Below are 25371 nucleotides of genomic sequence, written 5' to 3'. Positions count from 1 at the left end.
ACTTGTAAGACATAATCTTTTTGTTAATTCATATGTCTAAAAAGTACTCTAATAACTTGTTATTAAAATACCAATACTTTAAATAAACATTCTTTATATCAATTTTACTAATACACTTATCAATTAAAACACAGTATAAATGAAACAAATTCATGCTTTTTGGTCAGTATGAACTGGTCCTTAAGCTCAAGTCGATGTAACATATTATGTCTTTTGAAATAACCAAGATAGGACTTTCATGCGCGAGTACGCTGTTTTTACCTCGGAATCTGTAAGCGAAGGTCATCCCGATAAAATGGCCGACCAAATTAGCGACGCTATTTTGGATGCAATCTTAAAAGAAGACCCATACGCACGTGTTGCATGTGAAACACTGGTAAAAACAGGCGCTGTTGTACTTGCTGGTGAAGTAACAACGACTGCTAATATTGATGTTGAAGCTGTTGTTCGTAATACTGTTAACGGTATTGGATACCACCACTCTGATCTTGGCTTTGATGGATCAACATGTGCTGTAATCAATATGATTGGTAAACAATCACCAGAGATTGCACAAGGTGTAGACCGTCAAAAACCTGAAGATCAAGGTGCCGGTGACCAAGGTTTAATGTTCGGTTATGCAAGCCGTGAAACAGATGTTTTAATGCCCGCTCCGATTTCTTATGCTCACCGTTTAATGGAACGTCAGGCTGAACTTCGTCGCTCAGGCACACTTCCATGGTTACGCCCAGATGCAAAAAGCCAAGTTACTTTTGCATATGAAAATGGCAAGCCTGTACGTCTAGATGCAGTTGTTTTATCTACTCAGCACGATCCTGAAATTACTCAAAGCCAGCTTAAAGAAGCTGTTATTGAAGAAATTATCAAGCCGATCATTCCTACTGAAATGTTCCACGCTGCGACTAAATTCCACATTAACCCAACAGGTATGTTCGTTATTGGCGGCCCTGTAGGTGACTGTGGTTTAACAGGTCGTAAAATTATTGTTGATACATACGGTGGTATGGCTCGTCACGGCGGTGGTGCTTTCTCTGGTAAAGATCCATCTAAAGTTGACCGTTCTGCTGCATATGCAGGCCGTTATGTTGCAAAAAATATTGTAGCAGCTGGCCTTGCTGACAAATGTGAAATTCAGGTGAGTTACGCAATTGGTGTAGCAGAACCTACTTCAATTTCAATTAATACATTTGGTACAGCAAAAGTTTCTGATGAGTTGATTATTCAACTTGTTCGTGATCATTTCGATTTAAGACCGTTTGGTATTACTCGTATGCTGGATCTTATTCAGCCAATGTATAAACAAACTGCGGCTTATGGCCACTTTGGTCGCGAAGGATCAGATACTGCATTTACATGGGAAAAAACTGATAAAGTTGAAGCTCTTAAAGATGCTGCTGGCCTCTAATATAAAGTCATAAAAAAGCCCGCCAATGAGCGGGCTTTTTTACAGTTCAAATTTCATAATATGTAGGGTTTACTCTTCTAGCAACCATCCTTGATGCCATATCATTTGTAGCTCTGATCAAAATTTATTGTCTTGTGGTTTTATCATCCTGATTTAATACATCAAGTAATGTTGACTGCGTCGGAGTATCTTGATGATTCTGGACATAAATATGGACAACTTTAAATACAACGACAACCGCTAGACAAGCCATCACACAAAACATCCACAACCCATACGGGCTTCGAATATGTTGCGAACCACAATATGGACATGATTTATCAGTTGATGCCACAACTTTGTCGCAACACGCACAATGGTATTGATATAGCATAGGTAACCCTCCTTCCCTCATTTCAACCGTTGTTTTTTTAATAGGTTTGCTGCATTTTTAATTTATACATCCTTTATATTTATCCTATGTGAAATGAAAAGATAATTCAATCTGAATGAACAATTGAGTCAATTAAAAAATATTATTAAAATACAAAAAGATAAGTTAAATATTATTTTTTTGGCACTATTTTTCTTATTTTGATATTTTGCCAAATTTGCTAAAATAAGCGAATAATCTCACATTTTAGGCAAATGCATGTCTCATACACAGCTGATTAGTAAAGGTGGCTTTCGCGAAAGAGCAAACCGAAGTCGAGGTTATCAACAATCTGAAAACAAGCAAACCGCTCTACCTTCAAATAAATATCAACCACAGTCGAAACCACAAGAAGATACTGAATTAGAAATAGACGATAGTGATTCATCTACTTCGGTTTCTCAGAATCAATAATAATTTTAAAAATAAAAAAAGCTTAAACCTCATGGGTTTAAGCTTTTTCATAACATAATTACTTATTAATCTTTATTTTTATGCTCAATTTTTTTGTGGTTTGGAGTAACATCTCGCGCTTCGCCATCAATAATGTTTGAGTCATGGTATTGGCCTTGACCACCACCTTGCTGATTCTGCATATCTTGCATTTGACGCATTAAATCAGCAAATGGATTTTGTCCTGAAGCATTACCGCCCATACCACCCATCATTTTATTCATCATGGCTTGTTGGCGTTTTGCAAGAGTTCTCATCGCTATGTTACGAAATGCAGTTTGAACACCAGGAATCAAAATTAAAACAGCCAAAACATCAGATACAAGGCCTGGCAACATTAATAAGAAACCTGCAAAAGCGTAAGCAAGTTTTTTAGTTACAGTTGGGTCACTACCTAGCTGGCCTGTCATCTGCATTTGCTGTAATTGAGGCATAATACCAGCAGTACTTCTGCGAATAAGCCCCAAACCAATAAAGAAAGCAATAATGAACCAAAAGAACACGTACCATCCACTGATGAACTGTGCTACGCCAATCCATACGGCAATTTCAACAATCGCGCCCAGAACTACAATAAGAAGTAAATTCATGTAAAACTTTATCTATCTCAAAAAGAAAATTCATTGCAGTTCTATTTGACCTAACCCTATTTAAGTTTCACATAAGGATTAAGCATTTCTCTTAACTCTGATTGTTCTGTCTATTTTCTAAAAAATTAACAAGAACTATCGCATGGGAAAGAGTCTGCAATACTGGAGTACATTTGATTTTAACTCGATAAAAACAAACATGCTTTCTTATTAATGAGTGCTGTATCAGGTTTATCAAGTGCCACTTCAATCAGATTTTAAATTTTTTACTCTATTTGAGCGAAAAACTCTTCTAAAAAGAACATATTTAGTCAAAAAAGGTCTTATTTACTTAACAAAGTTCAGACTGTTCCTTTATTTCCGCTTTATCTTTAGAAAACTTTAAAAGTTCCACTAACATGTAGATTTCCCTAAATAGCTTACATTTTACCTATCTAAAGTCAGTTCTATCCAAGTTAAATTAATTAATAACACTTCACAAATTAAACTCAGTCAAAGCTATGTATAAAAAAGTCCTTGTCGTTGCAACAGCTACTCTATTTTTATCTGCCCGCTCTTCTAACACGGTAAAACAACATCAAATACATTCTATTTCCGCCAATAAAAATTCAGAAGAAATTAAATCTCTGTTTGATCAGGCACAGACCACAGGAGTTTTAGTGGTTAAGCGTGGGCAAACCGAAGAAATTTATGGCAATGATCTTAAAAGAGCATCAACCGAATATGTTCCCGCCTCTACCTTTAAAATGCTAAATGCTTTAATTGGACTTGAACATCATAAAGCAACGACAACTGAAATATTTAAATGGGATGGGCAAAAGCGTTTATTTCCTGATTGGGAAAAGGACATGACTCTAGGCGATGCTATGAAAGCTTCTGCTATTCCAGTTTATCAAGAACTAGCTCGTCGTATTGGACTTGATCTTATGACTAAAGAGGTAAAACGTATTGGTTTCGGTAATGCTGATATTGGTTCAAAAGTAGATAATTTTTGGCTTGTCGGTCCACTTAAAATTACACCTGAGCAAGAAACCCAATTTGCTTATAAATTAGCTAATAAAACTCTTCCATTTAGTAAAAATGTACAAGAACAAGTCCAATCAATGGTGTTTATAGAAGAAAAAAATGGACGTAAAATTTATGCTAAAAGTGGTTGGGGATGGGATGTTGAACCACAAGTTGGCTGGTTAACCGGCTGGGTCGTTCAACCGCAAGGAGAAATTGTGGCATTCTCGCTCAATTTAGAAATGAAAAAAGGAATCCCTAGTTCTATCCGAAAAGAGATTGCTTATAAAGGATTAGAACAACTCGGCGTTTTATAATTTAGGCTCTATAGCCCTGTTTTTATTTCATCATAAACCGGGCTATTTTCTTAAACTTGAGATTGAGCTTTATAATTTATCCATCAACTGGCTGCTTTGGCGTATTTAAATTTAACTGATAAAAAGCGGCATCTAACCATTGTCCAAACTTAAACCCGACCTGTTTAAAGGTACCTGCATAGATAAAGCCCATTTTTTCATGTAAACCAATGCTTGCCTGATTGGTCGCATCAATACAACCAATCAATACATGTAGCTCAGCCTCTTGAGCACGCCCAATCAACTCTTGCATTAAAATTTTGCTTAACCCGCTGCCACGATGCTCATGATGAATATAAATACTATGTTCAACAGTATATTTATAGGCAGGAAAAGCCCTGAAAGTTCCCCAGCTCGCAAAACCCAACAACTTGTTTGTTTCGTCAATAATACCAATCACTGGAAAACCATTTTCTTTTTTAACTGAAAACCATGTTTTCATTGAGTCAATTGAGCGCGGTACATAATCATACAGTGCTGTAGAATTAATAATTGCCTCATTCAGTATCTCTAATATAGCCGCTGCATGTTCTGCTTCATTACAATCAATTAAACGAAAATTAGAATTGAGGGAATAGATCATAAAGATTCCTTAAAGGCAGATATGAGTTGACTAGAGACGACTAAGATATAGCGAGCGACTTGAGCTGAATTATTAATGTATATAACAGGTTGGTTGAGTTGCATTGCTAAGCAATCCCCTTTGCTTAAAGCATAACAAGCTTCACCTAATTGAATATCAATTTGCCCTTCAACCACCCAAAGTTGCTGTTGTACAACATTAGAGGTTTCATTAATTTCATAAGTAATTCGTGACTGAGGCGGAAATTCAATTTCAACAATTTGAAATGGAGACTTCCAATTTGGAGGAGAGACTTGACGGCGAATATATCCTGTTTCAGGGTCTTTCCATTCTGATTGTTGAATACGTCGAACTATAGGTTGTGGTGACTGATTATTTTGTGAAGTGGCGAATAGCTGAGTTAAAGGAACCTCTAAACCATTTGCAAGCTTTTCAAGGACAACCGCTGTTGGACTTGCCTCACCTCTTTCAATGAGTGAAATTGCAGAACGGCTTACCTGACATCGGGTAGCAAGAACATCTAGCGTATATCCACGCGCTAGACGTAGTTCACGTACTTGCTGCGCAATGCGTATATTAATATCTTCCATCTGCCGACAGACTTTAATTCCAAAATTATAGATAAGTATTCCATTAAAATAGAATTACATCAAATGATTTTAGAAAATATAAATTGGTTTAATAAAAACCGAAAAATAACCATTCATCACAGCATTCTTTAAATTACTCATGCATAACCGTTTTGGCTATGTAACAATACCTACTGAACTATTTATATAAGTCTTCACATGGCATTGATTATTGGTATTGACCCGGGTTCACGCTTAACAGGTTATGGAATCATTGAAAAAGATGGTAGTAAACTGCGTTTTGTTGATGCTGGTACAATCCGAACTGAAACTCAAGAAATGCCGGAACGCTTAAAACGCATTTTTGCTGGCGTCGAGCGAATTGTGAAATTTCATGGTCCCACTGAAGCTGCGGTTGAGCAGGTCTTTATGGCTCAAAACCCAGACTCTGCTTTAAAACTGGGACAAGCTCGTGGTGCTGCCATAGCCGCATTAGTTAATTTAGATTTACAAGTTGCAGAATATACTGCCCGTCAAATTAAACAGTCTGTCGTTGGTTATGGTGCCGCAGATAAAGAACAAGTACAAATGATGGTCATGCGGTTACTTAACTTGACGATTAAACCTCAATCCGATGCAGCCGATGCTCTTGCTGCCGCTATTTGTCATGCTCATGCATCGGGAAGTATGAGTAAACTTTCTGTCCTTAATGCCTTAGGCGGTATGGCACGTGGACGAAGCCGCTCTAGCAGCCGTAGACGTTAAAACTTTCTTACTTAGTTCACTACTTGAGTAATTGTTTCATTCATTTGATAAGCCTGTAAACCACGCATACCTTGTTTTGCAAGTTCATCACCTGCTTGAGCATGAAGGGTAACAATCTCATGTAATGCAATTGCCTTATGGAACTGGGCTTTTAGACTTGCAATCATTCCAGCTAATACATCACCCATTCCACCAGTTCCCATACCGGCATTACCTTCGGTACAAATATACAAGTTATCCTCTAAAATTAAGCTACCCGCTCCTTTAAGTACCCACTGACCCGCATATTTATTTTGCAAAGTATAAATTGCAGCAATTCGGTCATTTTCAATTTGTGCTGTAGAGGAACCAAGCAAGGTAGCAGCTTCTCCCGGATGAGGCGTCGCATAAACATGTACACCCAATTTTTCAGGCTGCTTGGCAAGAAACCATAAAGCATCTGCATCTAAAACAGTTTCTAGGTGTGTACTCTGATTTAACAAATTAAACCATTGCTGATAAATTTGCTGTGCCCAGTCATCTCGCCCTAGCCCCATTCCAAAACATACTGCATCAACGTGAGATAAAATCTCTCTAATATTTTCTTCATCTAAAGCATTAATATCACGGAGCATAATATTAGGTGCCCGCGATAAAATAGGTTGATGATGCTTTTGATGACAAATCACGGTCACCTTACCTGCACCTGCATGAAAAGCAGCCTCAGCAGCCATAATGACAGCGCCACCCATTTGCTCATGTCCACCAACCACTAAGACATGACCATAGCTCCCTTTATGACCAAAAGCCAAACGTTTAGGAAGCTTAATATTTGTAGATGTCAAATAAGCTAATGGTTTCAGCTCTTCATCTACTGGAATTAAATTAACTAAATGAACTTGCCCCACATATTCTTTACCTTGACCTGTAAATAATCCTGCCTTAAGACCTAAAACAGTAAAGGTATGATCAGCTCGTATTGCAAAAGGTAAAGCACAGCCTGTATTTGCGTGCAAACCACTTGGTATATCAATCGAAACTTTTAAACCAGATTGTTCATTAAATTGTTGAATAGCTTGTTGCCAATTAGTATTTAATTCGCGATTTAAGCCTATGCCAAATAGAGCATCAATATGGCAATCAAATGTTCTTTTAATATCAAAATTTGAATGAATTTGAACTTTCTTTTCTATCGCAAATTGCGCTGCACAATGTAAATCGGTTGATTCACCCAATTGAGCTGCAAATATTTCAACGTGAAATCCAGCTTGTTTTAGATAACCTGCTATAAAGTAGCCATCACCTGCGTTATTGCCTTGCCCGCACCAAACAGCAATATTATTAATGGTACGATCTTTAAAAAGCTCGATGAACTGCTGAGCGATTGACCAAGCTGCTTGTTGCATTAAACCTAATGAGGAGTTTTGTGCAGCAAACCAACGCCGCTCCCATGCTCGAATATCATCGCTATGGTAAACTACCGCCTGCATATTATTATCCTCTTGCATTTTGGTTTATGACATCTTCCAACACATCACGCATTGCAGTGCAACAACTTGATCCTCATGAATTAAAAGCATGGATCAAAGCTCAAGCCTTAGACTTGGGTTTTGCTGATTGTGTCATTGCGAAACCAGATGCTCAAGAGCAAATGCCGCGTTTTTTAGAATATCTAGAACGTGGTTATCATGCAGACATGACCTATTTAGAAGAAAATCTAGAAAAACGAGCCGACCCTACATTATTAGTTCCTGGCACAAAAAGTATTATTTGCGTTCGTATGAACTATCTTGTGGAATCTCCAAAACCTCGATATGTACCTTTTGAACCAAATTCTGCCATTATCGCCCGTTATGCACGTGGCCGCGATTACCATAAAGTCATGCGTGGCCGATTGAAAACTTTAGCAACACGAATTCGTGAAAAAGTCGGCGATTTTGAATCTCGCCCTTTTGCAGATTCGGCTCCTATTTTTGAAAAATCGTTAGCTGAAAGTGCAGGAATGGGTTGGACAGGTAAGCATACGTTGCTCATTCACAAAAAATCGGGTTCTTTTTTTGTATTAGGCGAGCTATTTACATCACTTGATCTACCTTTCGACGAACCTGCAACAGCACATTGTGGTTCTTGTAGCGCTTGTATTGATATTTGCCCGACACAAGCGATTGTCGAGCCTTATATGCTAGATGCAAGGCGTTGCATTGCTTATTTAACTATCGAATACAAAGGAATTATTGCTGAAGAATTACGTTCAGGAATTGGTAATCGAATTTTTGGTTGTGACGACTGCCAATTAATTTGTCCATGGAATAGTTTTGCCAAAACTGCGTCCATTAGCGATTTCAATCCTAGAAATGGATTAGACAATATTAGTCTACTGGATATCTGGCAGTGGGATGAAGCTACTTTTTTAGCCAATACAGAAGGTAGTCCTATCCGCCGAACAGGTTATCAATCTTTTAAACGCAATATTGCTATCGGATTAGGAAATGCTCCTTATTCAAAAGAAATTGTAGATCAGCTACACAAAGGCAAAAATTTACATGACGAAATCGTCAATGTGCATATTGATTGGGCAATTGAACAGCAACTTAATCAACTTCAGCTATCAAATTAAAAAAATGATGTTTTTTGCCCTATAGCTTTAATACGAATTCTGTATGATTATGTGTAGTGAATTAATGCCATCATCATGGATATGACAATGACTCTACGTAATGATTGGAATCGTGAAGAAATCCAAGCTTTATATGAACAACCTTTTTTGGATTTAGTTTTCAAGGCTCAGCAAGTACATCGTGAGCACTTCACTGCCAATTCGATTCAGGTCAGTACCCTTTTATCTATTAAAACGGGTAAGTGTCCTGAAGATTGCAAATACTGCTCACAATCCGCACATTACGAATCAAAATTAGAAGCAGAAAAACGTATCGCTGTAGAAAAAGTGATTAGCGAAGCAAAAGCTGCAAAAGATTCAGGTTCGTCTCGTTTTTGTATGGGTGCTGCTTGGCGTAACCCACATGAGCGCGATATGCCTTATGTTTTAGAAATGGTACGTGAAGTAAAAGCGTTAGGTTTAGAAACATGCATGACTTTAGGCATGCTTAACCAATCTCAAGCAGAACGTCTACAAGTTGCTGGTTTAGATTATTACAATCACAACCTAGATACATCTCGTGAGTACTACTCTCACATCATTAGTACACGTACTTTTGATGATCGTTTAAATACCCTAGATTATGTTCGCCAAGCTGGTATGAAAGTTTGTAGTGGCGGTATTGTAGGTTTAGGTGAAAGCCGTGATGACCGTGTTGGTTTATTGCATGAACTAGCTACCTTGCCAATTCATCCAGAATCAGTACCAATTAACATGCTTGTTCCAATTGAAGGAACACCTTTAGCAGATGTTGAAAAGCTTGATGTAATTGAGTGGATCCGCACTATTGCCGTTGCACGCATTATTATGCCGCATAGCTATATTCGTTTATCTGCTGGTCGTGAGTCATTAAGTGATTCAGATCAAGCATTAGCATTTATGGCGGGTGCAAACTCATTATTCTCTGGTGATAAATTACTCACCACACCAAATGCAGGTGAAGGTAAAGACCAAGCATTGTTTAATAAACTAGGCTTAACCGCAGAAAAACCAAAACCTACAGTTGCTGACTTATCAGTAAATGCAATGAGTGCATAACTGAGTGCAGTAAAATTAAAAAGCCCTGATTTTCAGGGCTTTTTAATTTAAACAGAAGTAACTAAAATTCCGTAAGTGGCATTAAGAAATGTCCCTACCCGAATAATGTCTTTTCCTGCTGCATGTGTTACAGACAGCTCTTGGCTCAATACATCAAAATTAAAAGAATCGAAAACATCTTGATGGTGTAAGAGCCAAGTCACTGTATCTGCTATCTGATCATCCGTAATATAAGTTAAGGCCTTAAAGTCTTTACTCATAAATAACTCTTAAAAATAAATTTTATGAATTTTATATGAGTTCACTCTACCTTAAAAGAAAATCTAAGCTGCTTTAGGATTCACTAAAGAACGACCTGACAATAAGCTTGTTAAAGCTTGCGGTGAAAATTCCAAAGAAAGTACATGATTCTTGAGATTAACAGAGTGCTTACTAATCAATGGAAGTAACCCATCTTCTGTTTCAAAGACGTATTCATCTGCAATATTTAAGATACCCTCAAGATTAGTTGTACTTGAAGCAAGATCATGACTAAAGATGTCATAAATCGTTTGTAGGTTAAACGTTGTCTGCTGCTCCGTTGGGTGCTTAATCAGATAATCCTTTAAAAACAAAACTAGTTTATGAGCAAAGAAAAAGTAATTTGGTTTATAGCTATACTTCATACTATTCATGGAACGGAACTCCAGATTATCTTTTATTGAATTACAACTAAAACAGTAGGAATTGAATCTTAAAAAATTCTTAAAAAATAAATTTATTCACAAGATAAATTAAAAAATAATTTTATTATTAAAAAACATATACTTAAACAAATAAAACACACTTTTTTAGTCAAAAATATTTTAATGTTAGATTAATTTAATAAAATACAAATACTTAAATATTACAAGTTTTTTAATTCTATTTTAAAAATGAATCACAAAGTATTTTACCAATTGATAAAAAATATATTTCAAATATATTTCTTTATAAAAAAATTGATCAAAATATATATAAATATAATGTTTTTCTTGTTTTTTGGTTGAAAAGTGATATATTTCCTTCGCCTTACTTAAGCAGAATAAACTTGCTGAAAAGTAATGGATTTTATTTTAAAAGGCTATTCTGGGGATTTTATGAAAAAGTTTATTTTTATAGCAGCGGTTTCTCTCTTAAATATAACAAATGCACAAGCAGCAGATGGCACAATTACTATTAATGGTCTTGTTACGGATAATACTTGTACTATTGATACTGGAGATAAAAATCTAACAATTAATTTACCTACAGTTTCATCTCAAACTTTAAAAAATGCAGGTGATGTGGCTGGTCGTACTCCATTTCAAATTAATTTAACGAACTGTGCTTCTGCTGGTAAAGTTGCCACTTATTTCGAGCCGGGCGCTACCGTTGACTTTAATACTGGTCGTTTATTAAACCAAGCAACCTCGGGTGCGGCAACAAACGTGAATATCCAGTTGCTAGGCAGTAATAACGCCGTAATCCCAGTACTTGCTACAAGCACGAATAGTACGCAGACCAACTCGCAATGGGTAAATGTTTCAGCAGGTGGTGATGCTGACCTTAACTATTATGCTGAATATTATGCTACAGGTGCTTCTACTGCTGGTACGGTAACATCGCAAGTAAAATACACAATTATTTATCAATAAAATTAAAACTGAAGCTTCTATTTCTAAATAGAAGCTATCTCCTATCTATTATTCATTATTGAGAATATGGCTCATGCTTTTTCGTGGTCGTAAGTTTTTTTGGGGATTAGTTTGCCTACAGGTAGCACTGACTACCACAGGTCATACTGAAATTGTTTTGCATGGAACTCGTGTCGTTTACCCTTCAAATGCACGTGAGATCACACTACAACTCAGCAATAACGGCACAGCTCCGTCTCTTGTTCAAGCTTGGATTGATGATGGAAATGCAAAATCAACTCCCGATGAAGCAAATGTGCCTTTCATTATTACTCCCCCGATTTCACGAGTAGAAGCAACTAAGGGCCAAACTTTAAGAATTACAGCTCTACCTAATTCTTCTCAATTAAGTCAACAACAAGAATCCATTTTCTGGCTTAATGTTTTAGATATACCTCCTAAACCCGAAGGAAAAACTCAACAAGACCAAAGTACCCCAATTTCTAATAATTTTTTACAGCTCGCTGTTCGCTCAAGAATTAAATTCTTTTATCGCCCTATAGATCTAAAAGAAAATATTGAACAGCTAAGTGAAAAAGTTCAATGGAAAATAAATGATCAATATCTTGTAGTAAAGAACCCGACTCCCTTTTTCCTCACTATCACTTCTATTTTTCAAGGAACTGAAAGCCATAAAGCAGACTTGTTACAACAAGGTTTAATGGTTGCCCCTTTTTCTGAAGATAAAATAAAACTTAAAAATAAAAATGTATCAGATATGAGCTTTGTATATATCAATGATTACGGTGGAAGAGTTGAGCATCCAATAAAGTTCTAAACTTACTGTATTACTAAAAAAACCTAAATACCTATCATGAATAGGCTCTAAAACTATGTCTAAATGGTTTATACCTTATATATGTTTAAAAAGCCCTTTTACTTATTATGTGGCCTTAAGTATTGCTTTATTTATACCTTTGGCAGCATATGCACAAAATAATGTTGATGTTTCAGGTTTCTCAAAAGCAGAATTTGATAGCAATTTTTTAGTAGGTAATGCACAAAAAATTGATATTGGTCGTTTCAAATATGGAAACCCCATCTTAGCTGGTGAATATAGCTTAGATGTCTATATTAATGGTCAATGGTTGGGTAAACGACGCATGCGCTTTAATGCCAGCTCTCCTAACGTAAATGCTGAAACCTGTTTTACAGAAACCATGTTACTAGAATATGGTGTAAAAGCTGATGTGCTTAGCCAACATTCTCATACATCCTCTCTTTCTTGTGATGCACTAGGTCATTGGATAGATAATGCTTTTTATTTATTTGATAGTTCTCGTTTAAGAATTGATATCTCTATCCCCCAAGTCACATTAGAAAAAAATGCACAGGGCTATATCGATCCACATCTTTGGGATCGAGGAATTAATGCAGCTTTTTTGACATATAACGCGACTGCTTATCGAATAGTTAACGAACAACATGAAAGTGCATATGCTTTTATGGGAACTAATCTCGGAGCAAATTTAGCGAGTTGGCAATTTCGCCATAATGGACAATGGAAATGGCAAAGCCAGTCCAGCTCTCAATCCAATAATTCTTCTTATACATCAACAAATACATATGTACAAAAGGCCTTTCCCCAGATTCATGGTGTTGTGACTTTAGGCGATTATTTTACTAATAGTGATTTTATCGATTCTTTACCATATCGCGGTGTAAATATTTCAAGTGATGACCGAATGCTTCCAAACAGTATGCTCGGTTATGCTCCCAGAGTGAGAGGTTATGCAAAAACCAATGCGAAAGTCGAGGTTAGGCAACAAGGCAACTTAATTTATCAAACAACAGTACCGCCCGGAAACTTTGAAATTAATGATCTTTACCCAACAGGATTTGGAGGCGAGCTAGAAGTTTCGGTAATTGAATCTAATGGCGTAATTCAGAAATTCTCTATTCCCTATGCTTCTGTCGTCGAAATGCTACGCCCGCAAATGAGTCGATACTCTTTCACTTTAGGGCAATTTAGAGATTCAAACCTTGGCCTAAATCCTTGGCTAATACAAGGTAAATATCAACGAGGAATTAATAATTACTTCACAACTTACAGTGCAGTTCAAGCAACACAACAGTATCTCTCACTCTTACTAGGTACAGCTTTTTCAACACCTATTGGAGCGATTTCTTTTGATGCAACCCAGTCAAAAACTGAGTTTGATCATCAACCTAAAATGACAGGACAAAGCTATCGTTTAAGCTACAGTAAGTTATTTTCCCCAACAAATACTAATTTAACATTAGCGACTTATCGCTATTCAACAGAAAACTACCTCAAATTGCGTGATGCAATTTTAATTCAAGATTTACAAAAGCAAAATATTGATAGCCTTTCCGTAGGCAAACAAAAAAGTGAATTTCAGATTACTTTAAATCAGGTGCTTCCAAAGCAATGGGGAAATTTCTACCTAGTTGGTTCATGGATAAATTATTGGAATCAACCCAAGACCAATAAACAGTTCCAATTAGGTTATAGCAATCAATTTAAAGATTTAACTTATAGTTTATCTGCAATGAGCAGCGAGATTACCGAAGCTGATGGGCGGGCTGGCCAAGATACTCAATACCTAGCGTCCCTATCCTTTCCCTTAGATTTTAAGAAAAATTCTCTAACTTTTAATAATGTTATTGGTGACGACAGTCAGATTTTAAGCTTCAGTGGCTTTTCAGGAAATCGCTTAAACTACGGCGCATCAATTTCTAATCAGGACCATGATCAAACCAACTTAAATATTAATGGTACCTATAAAACAAACTATACAACACTTGGTGCTTCATTCAGTCATGCAGATTCATACCAACAAGAAATGCTTAGCTTTAGTGGCAATGTTGTTGCACATTCACAAGGAATTTTGTTTGGGCCAGATCAAGCCCAAACCATGGTGTTGGTCTATGCGCCAGATGCGACAGGAGCACAAGTCGGTAATACACCTGGGCTAAGTATTAACAAAAACGGATATGCCGTTATTCCGTATGTTACACCCTACCGTATGAATGACATTAGCCTTGACCCGCAAAATATGTCTACACAAGTTGAGCTAGCTGAAAGTAGCTTACGTATCGCCCCTTATGCAGGCTCAATCACTAAAGTCCAATTCTCAACAAAAAAAGGTTATGCACTTTTTATTAGTACAACAACATTGGATGGTTCACATCTACCTTTTGCCGCACAGGTATATAACCAGAATAACGAAGTAATAGGCATTGTCGCACAAGGTAGTCGCATTTATTTACGAACACCCTTAATCCATGACCGTTTATATGTGAAATGGGGAAATACGAGTACTGAAAAATGCGAGATTGAATACGATATAGCGGATCAAATAAAGCATAACAACCAACCAATTATTATGACAAAGGCAGTCTGTAAATGAATAATATTTTAAAAAAAATTGGATTTTTAGCGGTGAGTCTATTTGCTTATAACCATACAAATGCAAATTGTACTTTAAGTAAAGGATTTACCACTGTCGATATTCCAATGACGATAGGTAAAATCGTAGTAAAACCAACAGATCCTATAGGAACCATATTACAAAGGAATACTTTTTCAATCTCTCCAAATAACTCAAGTGCAACATGTAGCCGTGCAAGTGATCAAATTATTGCAGCTCTCCCCTTAAATTATCCAATTAGTGCTATAGGCAATAATGTTTATGCTACCAATATTCCAGGTATTGGTATTCGTCTTTATCGTGAAGCTGCCGATGCTTCAGATTTTTCAGGATATTATCCTTATAGACGTACATTAACACCCAATCAAACATATACACTTTCCCCAGGATATTTTGTTATGGAAGTTATTAAAACTGCTATGACAACTGGTTCTGGAGCCCTAGTTGCAGGCCGTTACAGTACCTATTACGTATCAGGGCAACAGAACCGCCCATTTTTAACCACTACTGTATTAAGTAATGCCCCTATTCTTATTGCATCTTCATCTTGTGAAATTCAAAATGGTGTAGATTCACCAGTTCAACTTCCAACCGTGATGAAATCAGGCTTTAGAACGATTGGGTCAACCCAAGGGGAACAGAATTTTAATCTATCGATCTTATGTAATGGTGGCGAAAACAACTCTGGTATCGCTACGAGCAATACGATCAGCTTAAGTTTTGATTATAATTCTGATACATCCAATAATCAGGTGATTAACAACAGTGCTGCGAATTCAATAAAAGCTAACGGTGTTGGTGTTGAGCTGTTATGGAATCTGAATGGAGCAAATAATCCGATTCAAAAAGCAACCAAACTCAATATAGGTAGCGTGAGTTCCAACCAAACTGTTGAATATGATATTCCTTTAACTGCTCGTTATTATCAGACCGCCACCAATGTGACCGCAGGTGAGGTTAAAGCCACAGCGACGGTGACGATTCAATATGATTAATATTCTCTATAAAACTACTAATCAAGTAAGCTTAATACTAATAAGGGAACTAAAAGGCTAATTTTTAGAACTTTGTAGTTCTATTAAAAAATCACATAAAAAAATGCTCATAAGCAAAAATAGCAAATGAGCATTAGTGATAACCACTTAACCTGAAATACAAATTGTGGGAAATAGATCACAATTTGCATGACTATAATTTCAAAAAACAGCTTAAAGATCAAGTCTTTTTTTTAACAAATATTCTAATAACCAACATAACATATTGTTTTAACTAAATTAAAAAAATAAATTTAATTCATGAGCACTATTTTATAGTGTTTCTAAAGAATTATCATTCTATTAATTAATAAAAACTTAATTTTAAGAAAAATTAAAATTCACTCACTAAGCCTAAAAAAAACAAAAATCCATTTATTTTCATAAATTTAGATTAAAACCATAAAAATTAAAATTTTAATGAATTACATAATTTATAATAAAAAAAACATAAATAAATTTAGAATTCCCCTTCAATTACAAATAATATCCTTAGACTTTTTATCAGAACGTAACATGCTCATTTTTTGGAAAATATTATGTATCTTATTACTAAGTCTAGGCGCTACAAGTATAGGTTTTGCGATTAGTAAGATCGATCTTTTTCTTTTCTTTATAGGTTTACTTTTATTAACCTGCTTTGTCTTAGCTTTAAAGCAAGCACGTGAAGATGCTGGTTTCTTTCCAGATAATTAAAATATTATGAATTTCTAGGATATAGCATCAATACTAAAATCATGATTGAATGCGCCATATAGTCTATAGGGATGGTTGTAATCAAAATATGTCAAAAAGTTCTTCAGATGCTGGAATTTTTTTATTGATGACTTATCAGACTATGCAAAAGATGGGTTTAGATGCCGCATCTATTTTTGCAAGTGTAAATTTACCCAATCAACCACCCGATAAAAATATTCGTAGAGATAATTCTACCCAACAACGGTTTTGGACAGCTGCTGAAAAAATTAGCCAAGATACAGACATTGGTCTGCATGTCGGTAGGCAAATGCCATCCTTCAGAGGCTTGGTAATTGAATATCTATTTTTGAGTAGTTCAACTTTCGGTGAGGGTTTGCAACGTGCTCTAAGATATCAGGCCATACTTACAGATGTATTTGATTTAAAATTAACAGTTAAAGAAGATGAAGCAATATTATCTGGTTTTGAACATCCCGTAAGACATTACCTTGAGTGTGGAATTGGTATTTTTCTTAATTTTTTTAAATATATTACAAATAACGAGTTTAGACCTAGTCAAATTACTTTATCTTATCAACAAGGTGCTTCAGCTAGCGATTATCAAGAAGCTTGGAATTGTCCCGTAATTTTAAATACAAATCAAGGCGCTATAATTTTTCCTAGTGCGTTATTAAATAAAACATCACCAGCAGCTGAACCTGAATTATTAAAAATTCATGAAACAATTGCTGAACAACAACTATCAACTTTAGAAAAACATCAACTTGTTTATGAAATTGAGCGCTTACTCAGCAATGGGCTACTCGAATCGGGAGAATTCGATCAAAAATTTATTGCTGAGAAATTAAATCGTAACCCACGTACTCTGCGTGCTGATTTACAAGCAATAAATACCAATTATGAGAAAATTTTAAACCAACATCGGGAAAAACTTGCTAGACGCTTGCTAGCACACACCCAAGAAACTATTGATCAGATTGTTTATTTGACCGGTTTTTCTGAACCCTCAGCATTTACACGGGCTTTTAAACGTTGGAGTGGTGAAACTCCAAGCGCATATCGCCAGCGCAAACAAAAACAGTCAAATTGATTCTAAAGGCAATTATTCTGCTGCCTATTAGGTCAAAGAGATAAAACTTCCTTCTTTTAGAATAGCTTTAAATTGTAATTGATGAGAAGTGATTAATATGCTCGGACTCCCTGTAGGTATTTTTGTTGCAAATGGTCTTGAATGGTACTTTCATAAAGTTTGGTTACATGAATATCCAAGTCAGTACCGTAATAGTCCTTTTTTCACCCATATCGCGCATCATAAGCGTGCTCGTTTAAATAGCTTTCAAGATGAAGGTTATGCCGAATCAATGTTTAAAAATGCTGAAATGTATAACGAAAAAACAGCTCTGCTTGGGTTAGCTGGGGCCGCTACTATTTTTTTACCTGTAGCACCCTTTTTTACTGCCGGGCTTTATTATGGCTTATGGAATTATTGGCGTGTACATTCAAAGGCTCATTTAGACCCAGAATATGCAAAGAAACGTATCCCTTGGCACTATGATCATCATATGACGAGCAATCAAAATGCTAACTGGTGCGTTACCAAACCTTGGTTTGACTATATTATGGGAACTCGGGTCACGACAGAAGTGTCTCAAACTGAAAGTAATCCTTTAGGTATCAAATTACCAAAGTTGTTAGAAAAACCGATTAATTTTGCTGCTCGACGCATACTTGCCAAATCGTATACCAAGATTGTTTTAAACTCCGATCAAGACCAATCTAATTTACGTAAAGGAATAGAAGTTAGTTTGTCTTAAAATTTTATCCAAATATAAAAGCTGCGGACTCCAGCAGCTTTTATATAAATGGATCGCAATTAAGAGATTAGACTTTAAAAGGCTCAAAACAAGACATAAGAAAATCCATTACTACTCGGATAGCTGGACTATGCCGTAAATCTTCATGTGTAACTAACCAAATTTCAGCACTCATCGGATAATCATCTTGTAATCTAACTAAATTGCTAATAGCGCCTAAAAAATCCGGTAAGACCGCTAAACCCACTTCTCCACATGCAGCTCTCCACTGTAACTCAGGATGGTTGGTCACCATTATGGGTTCTTTATGATCTAATCTTTCTTTTAACTTCTGCTGTTTTTGACCATGTACTCCCCCTACTTCTACACTAATCCATTCATAATTTTCAGGAGCTGTTGAAGCCAAATAATTTGGACTAGCATATATTCCAAAGGGTATTTCCCCTACTTTACGAGCTACTAAACTTTCATCTTTAGGACGGCCAAATCTTACCGCAATATCAGCCTCACTATGTTGTAAAGAAACATAATGAACATCACCGAGCACGCGCAATTTTAATTGAGGGTAATAACGATAAAATCTGCCCAGATGAGGCATGATGAGATGTGCTGCAGTTAAAGGAGGCATACTAATAGAAACACTTCCCATCACTTCTTGCTGACCAGCCTGAGTTAAACGTTCAATTGAAAAAGTTTCTTCCATCATACGAGCAACCACCTGTGCAAGACGTTCACCATCAGGAGTTAGGATGTAGGTACGTGGTCTACGATCAACTAATTTAAGTTTTAAGTTTTGTTCTAGCTGGGCAATTCTTCTAGATACAGTTGCATGATCTACTCCCAATTTTCGGGCAGCAGCTGACAGTGACTTTTCTTCTGTAAAAACTGAAAAGTAATGTAAATTTTCCCAATCGATCATTGTGCAAATTTTCACATTAGAAGTGTATTAATATGGAATTGTACACCTTCATGTAATTGCCCAGAATAAAACCTTTCTTGATGGGAGCCTGTCCATGAACAGAACGGTGGCGTATGCCTATGCTGGTGTTGTCTTAACAATGTTTTTTTGGGGATCAGCATTTAATGCAATGTCTTATATTATTCAACATATGCCTCCGCTATCTGCTGCATCTGAACGGTTTTCAATTGCAAGCCTAGCGTTACTTCTGATCTTTTCAATAACAGGCCAACTAAGATGGGCAGCCTTAAGCCAGAATTTAGTTATCTACCTTGTGATTGGGGTAATTGGAATTGCAGGCTTCAACATAGGCTGTTTTTATGGATTGCAAACGACATCTGCCGTGAATGGTGCTCTAATTATGGCAACTACACCGTTAATGACTCTATTAATGACAATCATGTTAGATGGTGAAAAACTTACCACTAGTAAATTTTTAGGCGTTTTATTCGGCTTAAGTGGTGTGTTACTTGTGATTAGTCAGGGCCACATAACAACTTTACTTCACCTCAAAATAGACATTGGAGATCTATTTATATTATTGGGTGCATTTGGATTTTGTTTCGCAAATGTGCTGTCTCGTCGTTATGTAAAAAATGCTACGCCGCTAGAAACAACGACTTTTTCTATGATGTTTGGGGCAATAACACTTGGTTTGTTAAGTGTGATATTTGAAAATCCTCTTTCAGCCATTGCATCTGCACCTGTAAATACACATTTAGCCATGGGATATGTGGTGATCTGCTCTACCATGATTGCTTATTTATTCTGGTTTAATGGTATACAAAAGTTAGGTGCTGGCCGCGCTTCGGTATTTTTTAACTTTGTACCAGTGTTCAGTATGATAATTGCTTTGCTTGCTGGGCAGACCCTTAATATCTGGCAGTTGGTAGGAACAGCTTTGGTGATGCTTGGTGTCATGAGTAGCGGAGGTTTTTTAAAAATTAAAAGTACTCCACTTCTGGCAAAACATTGTACAAAATAAGAAATATGCTGCTACATTAAAAATCTATCACTAATATGTAGCAGCGTTTTCAAATATAAAATAATAATAATTTCTTTAAGTTCTTATATTTTCAAATATATTCTTACCTTTGTAATGGCTTATACAAAAGCTCATCTTAATTATTCCGTTGTAACAAATACTGTATGTTTCTTTAAAACTTAATAAAAGATTGCCATATATAGTTTTAAAACAACCAAAGGAGATATTAAAATGAAGCTGGATTTTACAACAATTGAAAAGCAAGCCAAATTGCTACAAGAAGAGCAAGAAAAGATCGAGCAACGAGATCATGAATTTCAAGTTGCCTTAGATAAGCATAGAGAATCTCTAAAGAATTTATTTAAGGATCTTTTCTCTGACCGTGAAATTAAGACAGAAAATGGAGGTCATTTTTGTGTAACCTTCGGAGATTTCAAAATTTCCTTATTGATTGAAACTGCTAAATTTGAAAATGGTGTTCCTGTAAAATTAAACTCTGTAAATCCCGTTATTATTAAATGCAAAAAAGATAAGCCTATTGCAAAAGCACAGTTTACTGATGCAACACAATATCTAGATAACCATTTAGAAACTCCAAATTATCAATATTATTTTAAGCAAGAAGATAAAACCCAACTCGTGCAATTTTCTGAACTTCCTACTTATTTCCAAATCGTTTTAGATGCTAACGCATAAAGTTGAGCCCTCTATAGAGGGCTTTTTTATATATTATTTTTCTATTATTTAACTTTTTAAAAAATAAAATTCGTCAAATACTTTTTCTATTTATCTATGAATTATTTAAGCTACTTTTAGCTTTTACAGCCTCAAAAATTGTTTGATTATTCTTTAAATTACTTGTATATACATGTTTGTATTTGTTTGTACAAAGATTGAATTAATAAAAATAGAGTGAACTCTTAAAGGACAAGGAGAGTGAAATGGACTCATCGGCTGAGAAAGCAAATAGTAGTTTTATTGAAAACCGAAGCATTGATTTTATTCCAGAAAATGAAAGACATGGCGGAGTATTTGCTCAATTCACCCTCTGGTTTGGTGCTAATTTACAAATCACAGCCATTGTGACCGGTGCATTAGCAGTTGTATTAGGCGGGGATGTTTTTTGGTCTATTATTGGTTTATTCGTGGGACAATGTTTTGGTGCTGCCGTTATGGCACTACATGCCGCCCAAGGTCCTAAACTTGGCCTTCCTCAAATGATTTCAAGCCGTGTGCAATTTGGGGTATATGGTGCTTGTATTCCAATCATACTTGTTTGCCTCATGTATATTGGCTTTACCGCAACTGGAGAGGTATTAGCCGGTAAAGCAATTGCACATCTAGCACATGTCAGTAATACAACTGGTATCTTAATTTATGCATGTTTAATCATTATATTTGCAACGATTGGATATCGTTTAATTCATTTGGTAGGCAAAGTAGCCAGTATTATTGGTTTGATCGCTTTTGTGATTATTTTGACTCAAATTTTAGCACTTTCTGATTTTTCTCAACTCTTAGCAGTACGTCATTTTAGTTGGTCTTCATTTTTGTTAGCAGTTTCACTTTCTGCTTCTTGGCAAATCTCTTTTGGACCTTATGTTGCAGACTATTCCCGTTATCTTCCTACTAAAACATCTTCATCTCGTGTATTTTGGGCCGTTGGTTTAGGTTCTCTATTGGGTTCACAAATTTCTATGAGCTTAGGTCTTTTGATTGCTCAAGTCGCAAACGGCAATTTTGTCGGAAATGAAGTTCAATATGTTGTGGGTATGAATCCAATTGCCCTCGTCGTGACCTTTTTATATTTTAGTATCGCTTTTGGTAAAGTTACTCTGACAACCTTAAATGCTTACGGTAGTTTTATGTGCATTGCTACTGTTTGGAATAGTTTCAAATCGACAAATCAAATCTCAAAAATAACAAGATTACTCATTGTCCTTGCTATGGTTGTGATTTCGACTTTTATTGCAATTATAGGTGAACATACTTTTTTAAGTGCTTTTAAAGCATTTATTTTGTTTTTACTTACATTCTTTATTCCATGGAGTGCTATTAATCTGGTTGATTACTACTTTATCTCTAAAGAAGGATGTGATGTAGATGCGCTCTATGATCCAAATGGAAAATATGGCCGTTGGAATCGACTTGGTATCACCTGCTACTTTCTCGGTATTTTGATCCAACTACCCTTTATTGATAGTAAATTTTATACGGGACAAATTGCTGCAATGTTAGGAGGGATCGACTTATCCTGGCTGGTAGGACTGATCTCTACAGCAGTGATTTATTATATTTTCGCCAAGAAAGCTCAACTTAAGTTTTCAAAACAGTTAGTCATTGATCAAATCAAATAATTAAACTAGAGATAAGCTATCAAAGTCACACACCTTGATAGCTTATTAAGCTGATTTAGTGACTATTCTTGCAATGCTTTAGCTTATGCCGAAACAGGCAATCCAAATAACTTATCAAAGCTCCAATTAAATATAAAAGTATAGATAGGAATAATGATAATAAAAGCTACATCTAACCAAAAAGCAGCAATCAGAGAAATATCCATCCACCATGCAATAAGAGGAATCAAAAATAGAACTAAGGTAAGCTGGAAACCAATCGCATGTCCAACTCTACGCTTAACTGTACGAACATTACTGCTTTGTCTAGCCTCCCACTTCTCATATAAAATATTGTAGATAAAATTCCAAGTTACAGCGATGGTCGTAATCATGACAGAGAGTGGTCCTGTATGTTCAACACTATCACCTGCCAAAATCGCTAAACCTACTGATGAAATAATCATTCCGATAAGTTCATAAGAAGAAACATAGACAATTCGACGCTTTACACCTTGCATAATAGGCAAACTCTAATTAATTCTTTATATTTTAATTTCAGTCAAAATCATATATAAAGTTAATAGCTTTCAGTTCTACTGATATCAAAATGAATTTTAATAGTGAAAATATTGAACTCTTTATTACTGTACTTGATACAGGCTCTTTCTCTGCAGCCGCCCGTAAACTAAATCGAGTCCCCTCAGCAGTCAGTATGGCGGTTGCTAATCTAGAAGCAGAATTGGGTTACACCTTATTTGAACGTACTCCACGCAAGGTCATTCCTACACCTACCGCATTAGCTTTGGAACCTCAAGCACGAATTATTTCTGAACAACTTAGACTATTTAGTACTCATGCCCACGAACTTTCTTTAGGACTAGAGAGTAAATTACGTATTGGTGTGGTCTCAGATGTAAATACAAAACTATTATTTTCTTCAATAAAAAAGTTAGCTGATAAATTCCCCTTACTAAATATAGAGGTTATTACTGCACCTCAAGATGACATCCTGAATTTACTTTATAGGGAAGAAATTAGTCTTTGCTTAGCGGGTTCAGACCTCAATATAAAAATGCGTGAAAATCTACAATTAGTAAAGACTGAAACAGTTGTTGCTACTATCTCGTCTAGTCATGCTCTTCTACAAGAAAAAACAAAGCATTTTTCTATTGAAGAGTTAATCAATATTAGACAAATTGTAGTGGCGAGTAGCGACCATGAAATGACTGATTCTCGATCAATTATTGGTGCTATGTACTGGAAAACGAATAGTCTACAAACAGCAATTAATATGGTTGAAGCAGGACTCGGTTGGGGAAATTTCCCCTTATCATTAGTACAAGAAAAAATTGATCAAGGTCATTTAGTTCTTTTAGATTTTAAAAATACTAAAAATCATTTACCTCTATCCATTTACTTAATTTGGCTTCAAGACCGCCCCTTATCTAAAGCGGCTCGAGAACTCATTCAGATTATTCAAGAAAATTTATAATTTCTTATACTGTAGCTATGAACACACATGATCTTTCTATAGATTTATTCCTGATTATATATACTTACTTTTAAAATTTAGATTATTGCTCTAACCTATTTTCTCTATATTACAAAAAGCAAGAAGCCTACTTTAAAAAGTAGGCTTCTTACTGTATTTCAGGACTAAGCAATAGTTTTTTATTTTGGGAAAATACATTTGTACTTTATTAAAACCTAGCATTTTAGTCAAGAATAAATTCAATAAAATACAATCATTTGTATCGAGCGTGAAAGTAGTCACACTTTAAGTTTTGTATAGAAAACACATGAGAGAAAGAAAGAAATTTCAATTAAAAAAACTTCCAATTACCCCACCTAAAAACTTCTAATTTTTAATAAAATCAGATAAAGGTCTTAATTTTAAGGAGGCTCAATTTGCTCCCTTATTTTTTTGTATTTCCTCGTTAAAGCTTATGGATTTTTTTCCTATGCCCTAAACAAAATTAATTTCATAAATATTATCTTTGTACTCTTATTTTTTGAAAATTAATTAGAATTTTAGATTTATCTTACTCAAAAAATTAATTACTTTCATTAGATTTATTACAGTAACTATTAGACTGCAAAGAATAACCCTCATTAAAATGATATAGAATTGACTATGATAAGAGTACATCATTCTATAAATATGATTTTATAAAGTTGTACGTTTTCTAAATATTTAGCGTAGATAAATATTTCTTAAATTAAGTTTATTTAGAATATTCTATAGTCGTTATTGAACAAATATTTATAAATTCTGCGTAAGACATAAATGTATAAATTATGTTTGTAAACTTTTTTGAAAAACCATCTTTGCTCACATTTTAAGCAATATTCAATCAACCTGAAATTTGATTATTTTTCAAACAAAAGATGTTTTAAAAGAATTAACTATTCGAATGGATAATTAACTAAAACCCAATCACTATAAACTTCTGACTGGCATAAGTTCTAATTGATCGATAAATAACTAAGTTCACTTTACTCATGAAGTACTCATACGCTAGAATCACTCTCGCTCGTAATATTTAACCAAAATAACACAATATTTTTTGGGTCTTGTATACGCCTAGTTTAGAAAATGACTTGTGTTTGATTAAAAAATTGATTAGTATTGCACGCACTGA

Annotated in this window: 26 protein-coding genes; 17 read left to right on the top strand and 9 right to left on the bottom strand. The window is 35.4% G+C overall.

Annotated elements, in window-relative coordinates; translation table 11 throughout:
* Nucleotides 1–238: 238 nt before the first annotated feature.
* The gene (metK, locus tag ACT53H_RS07115; protein WP_174742192.1) at nt 239–1405 is read left to right on the top strand and encodes a methionine adenosyltransferase; all 1167 of its coding nucleotides are present in this window, start codon (nt 239–241) and stop codon (nt 1403–1405) included.
* Nucleotides 1406–1529: 124 nt separating this feature from the next.
* Here the strand turns inward: metK and ACT53H_RS07110 are convergent, their stop codons facing one another.
* Nucleotides 1530–1778, bottom strand: coding sequence for a hypothetical protein (locus ACT53H_RS07110; protein ID WP_005304620.1), 249 nt, complete (start codon nt 1776–1778; stop codon nt 1530–1532).
* Between the two features lie 258 nt (nt 1779–2036).
* Between ACT53H_RS07110 and ACT53H_RS07105 the strand changes: the two genes are divergently transcribed.
* Entirely contained in the window at nt 2037–2231 is a 195-nt protein-coding gene (locus ACT53H_RS07105) for a hypothetical protein (RefSeq protein WP_151962669.1), read from the top strand.
* 65 nt (nt 2232–2296) lie between these two features.
* Here the strand turns inward: ACT53H_RS07105 and ACT53H_RS07100 are convergent, their stop codons facing one another.
* Nucleotides 2297–2860: an FxsA family protein gene (locus tag ACT53H_RS07100; protein WP_049836499.1), complete on the bottom strand. Its 564-nt coding sequence runs from the start codon at nt 2858–2860 to the stop codon at nt 2297–2299.
* A gap of 500 nt (nt 2861–3360) precedes the next feature.
* Here ACT53H_RS07100 and blaOXA point away from each other — a divergent pair, with 500 nt between their 5' ends.
* Nucleotides 3361–4182, top strand: a complete 822-nt coding sequence (gene blaOXA, locus ACT53H_RS07095) for an OXA-213 family carbapenem-hydrolyzing class D beta-lactamase (protein WP_476008931.1) — start codon at nt 3361–3363, stop codon at nt 4180–4182.
* A 76-nt stretch (nt 4183–4258) separates the two neighbouring features.
* On the opposite strand, the gene ACT53H_RS07090 is transcribed toward blaOXA, so the two are convergent.
* Both ACT53H_RS07090 and ACT53H_RS07085 read right to left on the bottom strand, forming a co-directional pair.
* Entirely contained in the window at nt 4259–4804 is a 546-nt protein-coding gene (locus ACT53H_RS07090) for an N-acetyltransferase family protein (protein ID WP_476008930.1), read from the bottom strand.
* Complete coding sequence (locus ACT53H_RS07085; protein ID WP_476008929.1) at nt 4801–5394, bottom strand: helix-turn-helix domain-containing protein; 594 nt, start codon at nt 5392–5394, stop codon at nt 4801–4803. Before ACT53H_RS07085 ends, ACT53H_RS07090 begins: the two co-directional genes overlap by 4 nt.
* A gap of 198 nt (nt 5395–5592) precedes the next feature.
* On the opposite strand from ACT53H_RS07085, the gene ruvC reads away from it, so the two are divergent.
* A complete protein-coding gene (gene ruvC, locus ACT53H_RS07080; RefSeq protein ID WP_002121356.1) occupies nt 5593–6138 on the top strand; it encodes a crossover junction endodeoxyribonuclease RuvC in 546 nt (181 codons plus the stop codon).
* Between the two features lie 11 nt (nt 6139–6149).
* Here the strand turns inward: ruvC and ACT53H_RS07075 are convergent, their stop codons facing one another.
* Nucleotides 6150–7607 carry an NAD(P)H-hydrate dehydratase gene (locus ACT53H_RS07075; RefSeq protein WP_476008928.1) on the bottom strand — a complete coding sequence of 486 codons (1458 nt, stop codon included), beginning with the start codon at nt 7605–7607 and terminating at the stop codon, nt 6150–6152.
* Between the two features lie 26 nt (nt 7608–7633).
* On the opposite strand from ACT53H_RS07075, the gene queG reads away from it, so the two are divergent.
* Both queG and bioB read left to right on the top strand, forming a co-directional pair.
* Nucleotides 7634–8734 (top strand): tRNA epoxyqueuosine(34) reductase QueG, encoded by a 1101-nt coding sequence (queG, locus tag ACT53H_RS07070; RefSeq protein WP_004792814.1) that lies wholly within the window; start codon nt 7634–7636, stop codon nt 8732–8734.
* 87 nt (nt 8735–8821) lie between these two features.
* A complete protein-coding gene (gene bioB / locus ACT53H_RS07065) occupies nt 8822–9811 on the top strand; it encodes a biotin synthase BioB (protein ID WP_004792815.1) in 990 nt (329 codons plus the stop codon).
* A 47-nt stretch (nt 9812–9858) separates the two neighbouring features.
* On the opposite strand, the gene ACT53H_RS07060 is transcribed toward bioB, so the two are convergent.
* Both ACT53H_RS07060 and ACT53H_RS07055 read right to left on the bottom strand, forming a co-directional pair.
* Nucleotides 9859–10071: a hypothetical protein gene (locus tag ACT53H_RS07060; protein WP_174728239.1), complete on the bottom strand. Its 213-nt coding sequence runs from the start codon at nt 10069–10071 to the stop codon at nt 9859–9861.
* A gap of 63 nt (nt 10072–10134) precedes the next feature.
* A complete protein-coding gene (locus tag ACT53H_RS07055; RefSeq protein WP_004792817.1) occupies nt 10135–10485 on the bottom strand; it encodes a hypothetical protein in 351 nt (116 codons plus the stop codon).
* A gap of 444 nt (nt 10486–10929) precedes the next feature.
* Between ACT53H_RS07055 and ACT53H_RS07050 the strand changes: the two genes are divergently transcribed.
* From ACT53H_RS07050 to ACT53H_RS07020, 7 genes are all read left to right on the top strand, one after another.
* Entirely contained in the window at nt 10930–11466 is a 537-nt protein-coding gene (locus tag ACT53H_RS07050) for a fimbrial protein (protein ID WP_421613622.1), read from the top strand.
* A gap of 73 nt (nt 11467–11539) precedes the next feature.
* Nucleotides 11540–12283, top strand: coding sequence for a fimbrial biogenesis chaperone (locus ACT53H_RS07045; protein ID WP_353155324.1), 744 nt, complete (start codon nt 11540–11542; stop codon nt 12281–12283).
* A gap of 55 nt (nt 12284–12338) precedes the next feature.
* Nucleotides 12339–14879: a fimbria/pilus outer membrane usher protein gene (locus ACT53H_RS07040; protein ID WP_476008927.1), complete on the top strand. Its 2541-nt coding sequence runs from the start codon at nt 12339–12341 to the stop codon at nt 14877–14879.
* Complete coding sequence (locus tag ACT53H_RS07035; protein ID WP_476008926.1) at nt 14876–15895, top strand: fimbrial protein; 1020 nt, start codon at nt 14876–14878, stop codon at nt 15893–15895. The genes ACT53H_RS07040 and ACT53H_RS07035 overlap by 4 nt, the downstream gene beginning before the upstream one ends.
* Before the next feature lie 555 nt (nt 15896–16450).
* Nucleotides 16451–16630, top strand: a complete 180-nt coding sequence (locus ACT53H_RS07030; protein WP_151962660.1) for a hypothetical protein — start codon at nt 16451–16453, stop codon at nt 16628–16630.
* Nucleotides 16631–16718: 88 nt separating this feature from the next.
* Nucleotides 16719–17723, top strand: a complete 1005-nt coding sequence (locus tag ACT53H_RS07025) for an AraC family transcriptional regulator (RefSeq protein ID WP_353155328.1) — start codon at nt 16719–16721, stop codon at nt 17721–17723.
* 97 nt (nt 17724–17820) lie between these two features.
* The gene (locus ACT53H_RS07020; protein WP_238611146.1) at nt 17821–18447 is read left to right on the top strand and encodes a sterol desaturase family protein; all 627 of its coding nucleotides are present in this window, start codon (nt 17821–17823) and stop codon (nt 18445–18447) included.
* 67 nt (nt 18448–18514) lie between these two features.
* Here ACT53H_RS07020 and ACT53H_RS07015 read toward each other — a convergent pair whose 3' ends face one another.
* Nucleotides 18515–19366: a LysR family transcriptional regulator gene (locus ACT53H_RS07015; protein WP_476008925.1), complete on the bottom strand. Its 852-nt coding sequence runs from the start codon at nt 19364–19366 to the stop codon at nt 18515–18517.
* Between the two features lie 94 nt (nt 19367–19460).
* Here ACT53H_RS07015 and ACT53H_RS07010 point away from each other — a divergent pair, with 94 nt between their 5' ends.
* The 3 genes from ACT53H_RS07010 (at nt 19461) to ACT53H_RS07000 (ending at nt 22747) form a co-directional block, all read left to right on the top strand.
* Nucleotides 19461–20390: a DMT family transporter gene (locus ACT53H_RS07010; protein WP_174731931.1), complete on the top strand. Its 930-nt coding sequence runs from the start codon at nt 19461–19463 to the stop codon at nt 20388–20390.
* Between the two features lie 231 nt (nt 20391–20621).
* Nucleotides 20622–21086 carry a hypothetical protein gene (locus ACT53H_RS07005; RefSeq protein ID WP_151962657.1) on the top strand — a complete coding sequence of 155 codons (465 nt, stop codon included), beginning with the start codon at nt 20622–20624 and terminating at the stop codon, nt 21084–21086.
* Between the two features lie 245 nt (nt 21087–21331).
* Nucleotides 21332–22747: a purine-cytosine permease family protein gene (locus ACT53H_RS07000; RefSeq protein ID WP_476008924.1), complete on the top strand. Its 1416-nt coding sequence runs from the start codon at nt 21332–21334 to the stop codon at nt 22745–22747.
* 83 nt (nt 22748–22830) lie between these two features.
* Here the strand turns inward: ACT53H_RS07000 and ACT53H_RS06995 are convergent, their stop codons facing one another.
* The gene (locus tag ACT53H_RS06995) at nt 22831–23247 is read right to left on the bottom strand and encodes a PACE efflux transporter (protein ID WP_476008923.1); all 417 of its coding nucleotides are present in this window, start codon (nt 23245–23247) and stop codon (nt 22831–22833) included.
* Between the two features lie 89 nt (nt 23248–23336).
* Here ACT53H_RS06995 and ACT53H_RS06990 point away from each other — a divergent pair, with 89 nt between their 5' ends.
* Entirely contained in the window at nt 23337–24221 is an 885-nt protein-coding gene (locus tag ACT53H_RS06990) for a LysR family transcriptional regulator (protein ID WP_476008922.1), read from the top strand.
* Nucleotides 24222–25371: the final 1150 nt, after the last annotated feature.

The organism is Acinetobacter sp. DMC2 (assembly GCF_056314305.1).
This window is presented reverse-complemented; position numbering and strand designations above follow the sequence as displayed.

Coding starts and splice junctions, on each gene's coding strand:
- ACT53H_RS07025 (WP_353155328.1), top strand. CDS start 16,719: ATGTCAAAAAGTTCTTCAGATGCTGGAATTTTTTTATTGATGACTTAT.
- ruvC (WP_002121356.1), top strand. CDS start 5,593: ATGGCATTGATTATTGGTATTGACCCGGGTTCACGCTTAACAGGTTAT.
- ACT53H_RS07030 (WP_151962660.1), top strand. CDS start 16,451: ATGCTCATTTTTTGGAAAATATTATGTATCTTATTACTAAGTCTAGGC.
- ACT53H_RS07055 (WP_004792817.1), bottom strand. CDS start 10,485: ATGAATAGTATGAAGTATAGCTATAAACCAAATTACTTTTTCTTTGCT.
- ACT53H_RS07075 (WP_476008928.1), bottom strand. CDS start 7,607: ATGCAGGCGGTAGTTTACCATAGCGATGATATTCGAGCATGGGAGCGG.
- queG (WP_004792814.1), top strand. CDS start 7,634: ATGACATCTTCCAACACATCACGCATTGCAGTGCAACAACTTGATCCT.
- ACT53H_RS07010 (WP_174731931.1), top strand. CDS start 19,461: ATGAACAGAACGGTGGCGTATGCCTATGCTGGTGTTGTCTTAACAATG.
- ACT53H_RS07005 (WP_151962657.1), top strand. CDS start 20,622: ATGAAGCTGGATTTTACAACAATTGAAAAGCAAGCCAAATTGCTACAA.
- ACT53H_RS07020 (WP_238611146.1), top strand. CDS start 17,821: ATGCTCGGACTCCCTGTAGGTATTTTTGTTGCAAATGGTCTTGAATGG.
- metK (WP_174742192.1), top strand. CDS start 239: ATGCGCGAGTACGCTGTTTTTACCTCGGAATCTGTAAGCGAAGGTCAT.
- ACT53H_RS07000 (WP_476008924.1), top strand. CDS start 21,332: ATGGACTCATCGGCTGAGAAAGCAAATAGTAGTTTTATTGAAAACCGA.
- ACT53H_RS07035 (WP_476008926.1), top strand. CDS start 14,876: ATGAATAATATTTTAAAAAAAATTGGATTTTTAGCGGTGAGTCTATTT.
- ACT53H_RS07100 (WP_049836499.1), bottom strand. CDS start 2,860: ATGAATTTACTTCTTATTGTAGTTCTGGGCGCGATTGTTGAAATTGCC.
- ACT53H_RS07040 (WP_476008927.1), top strand. CDS start 12,339: ATGTCTAAATGGTTTATACCTTATATATGTTTAAAAAGCCCTTTTACT.
- ACT53H_RS06990 (WP_476008922.1), top strand. CDS start 23,337: ATGAATTTTAATAGTGAAAATATTGAACTCTTTATTACTGTACTTGAT.
- ACT53H_RS07085 (WP_476008929.1), bottom strand. CDS start 5,394: ATGGAAGATATTAATATACGCATTGCGCAGCAAGTACGTGAACTACGT.
- bioB (WP_004792815.1), top strand. CDS start 8,822: ATGACTCTACGTAATGATTGGAATCGTGAAGAAATCCAAGCTTTATAT.
- ACT53H_RS06995 (WP_476008923.1), bottom strand. CDS start 23,247: ATGCAAGGTGTAAAGCGTCGAATTGTCTATGTTTCTTCTTATGAACTT.
- ACT53H_RS07090 (WP_476008930.1), bottom strand. CDS start 4,804: ATGATCTATTCCCTCAATTCTAATTTTCGTTTAATTGATTGTAATGAA.
- ACT53H_RS07105 (WP_151962669.1), top strand. CDS start 2,037: ATGTCTCATACACAGCTGATTAGTAAAGGTGGCTTTCGCGAAAGAGCA.
- ACT53H_RS07015 (WP_476008925.1), bottom strand. CDS start 19,366: ATGATCGATTGGGAAAATTTACATTACTTTTCAGTTTTTACAGAAGAA.
- ACT53H_RS07110 (WP_005304620.1), bottom strand. CDS start 1,778: ATGCTATATCAATACCATTGTGCGTGTTGCGACAAAGTTGTGGCATCA.
- ACT53H_RS07050 (WP_421613622.1), top strand. CDS start 10,930: ATGAAAAAGTTTATTTTTATAGCAGCGGTTTCTCTCTTAAATATAACA.
- ACT53H_RS07060 (WP_174728239.1), bottom strand. CDS start 10,071: ATGAGTAAAGACTTTAAGGCCTTAACTTATATTACGGATGATCAGATA.
- blaOXA (WP_476008931.1), top strand. CDS start 3,361: ATGTATAAAAAAGTCCTTGTCGTTGCAACAGCTACTCTATTTTTATCT.
- ACT53H_RS07045 (WP_353155324.1), top strand. CDS start 11,540: ATGCTTTTTCGTGGTCGTAAGTTTTTTTGGGGATTAGTTTGCCTACAG.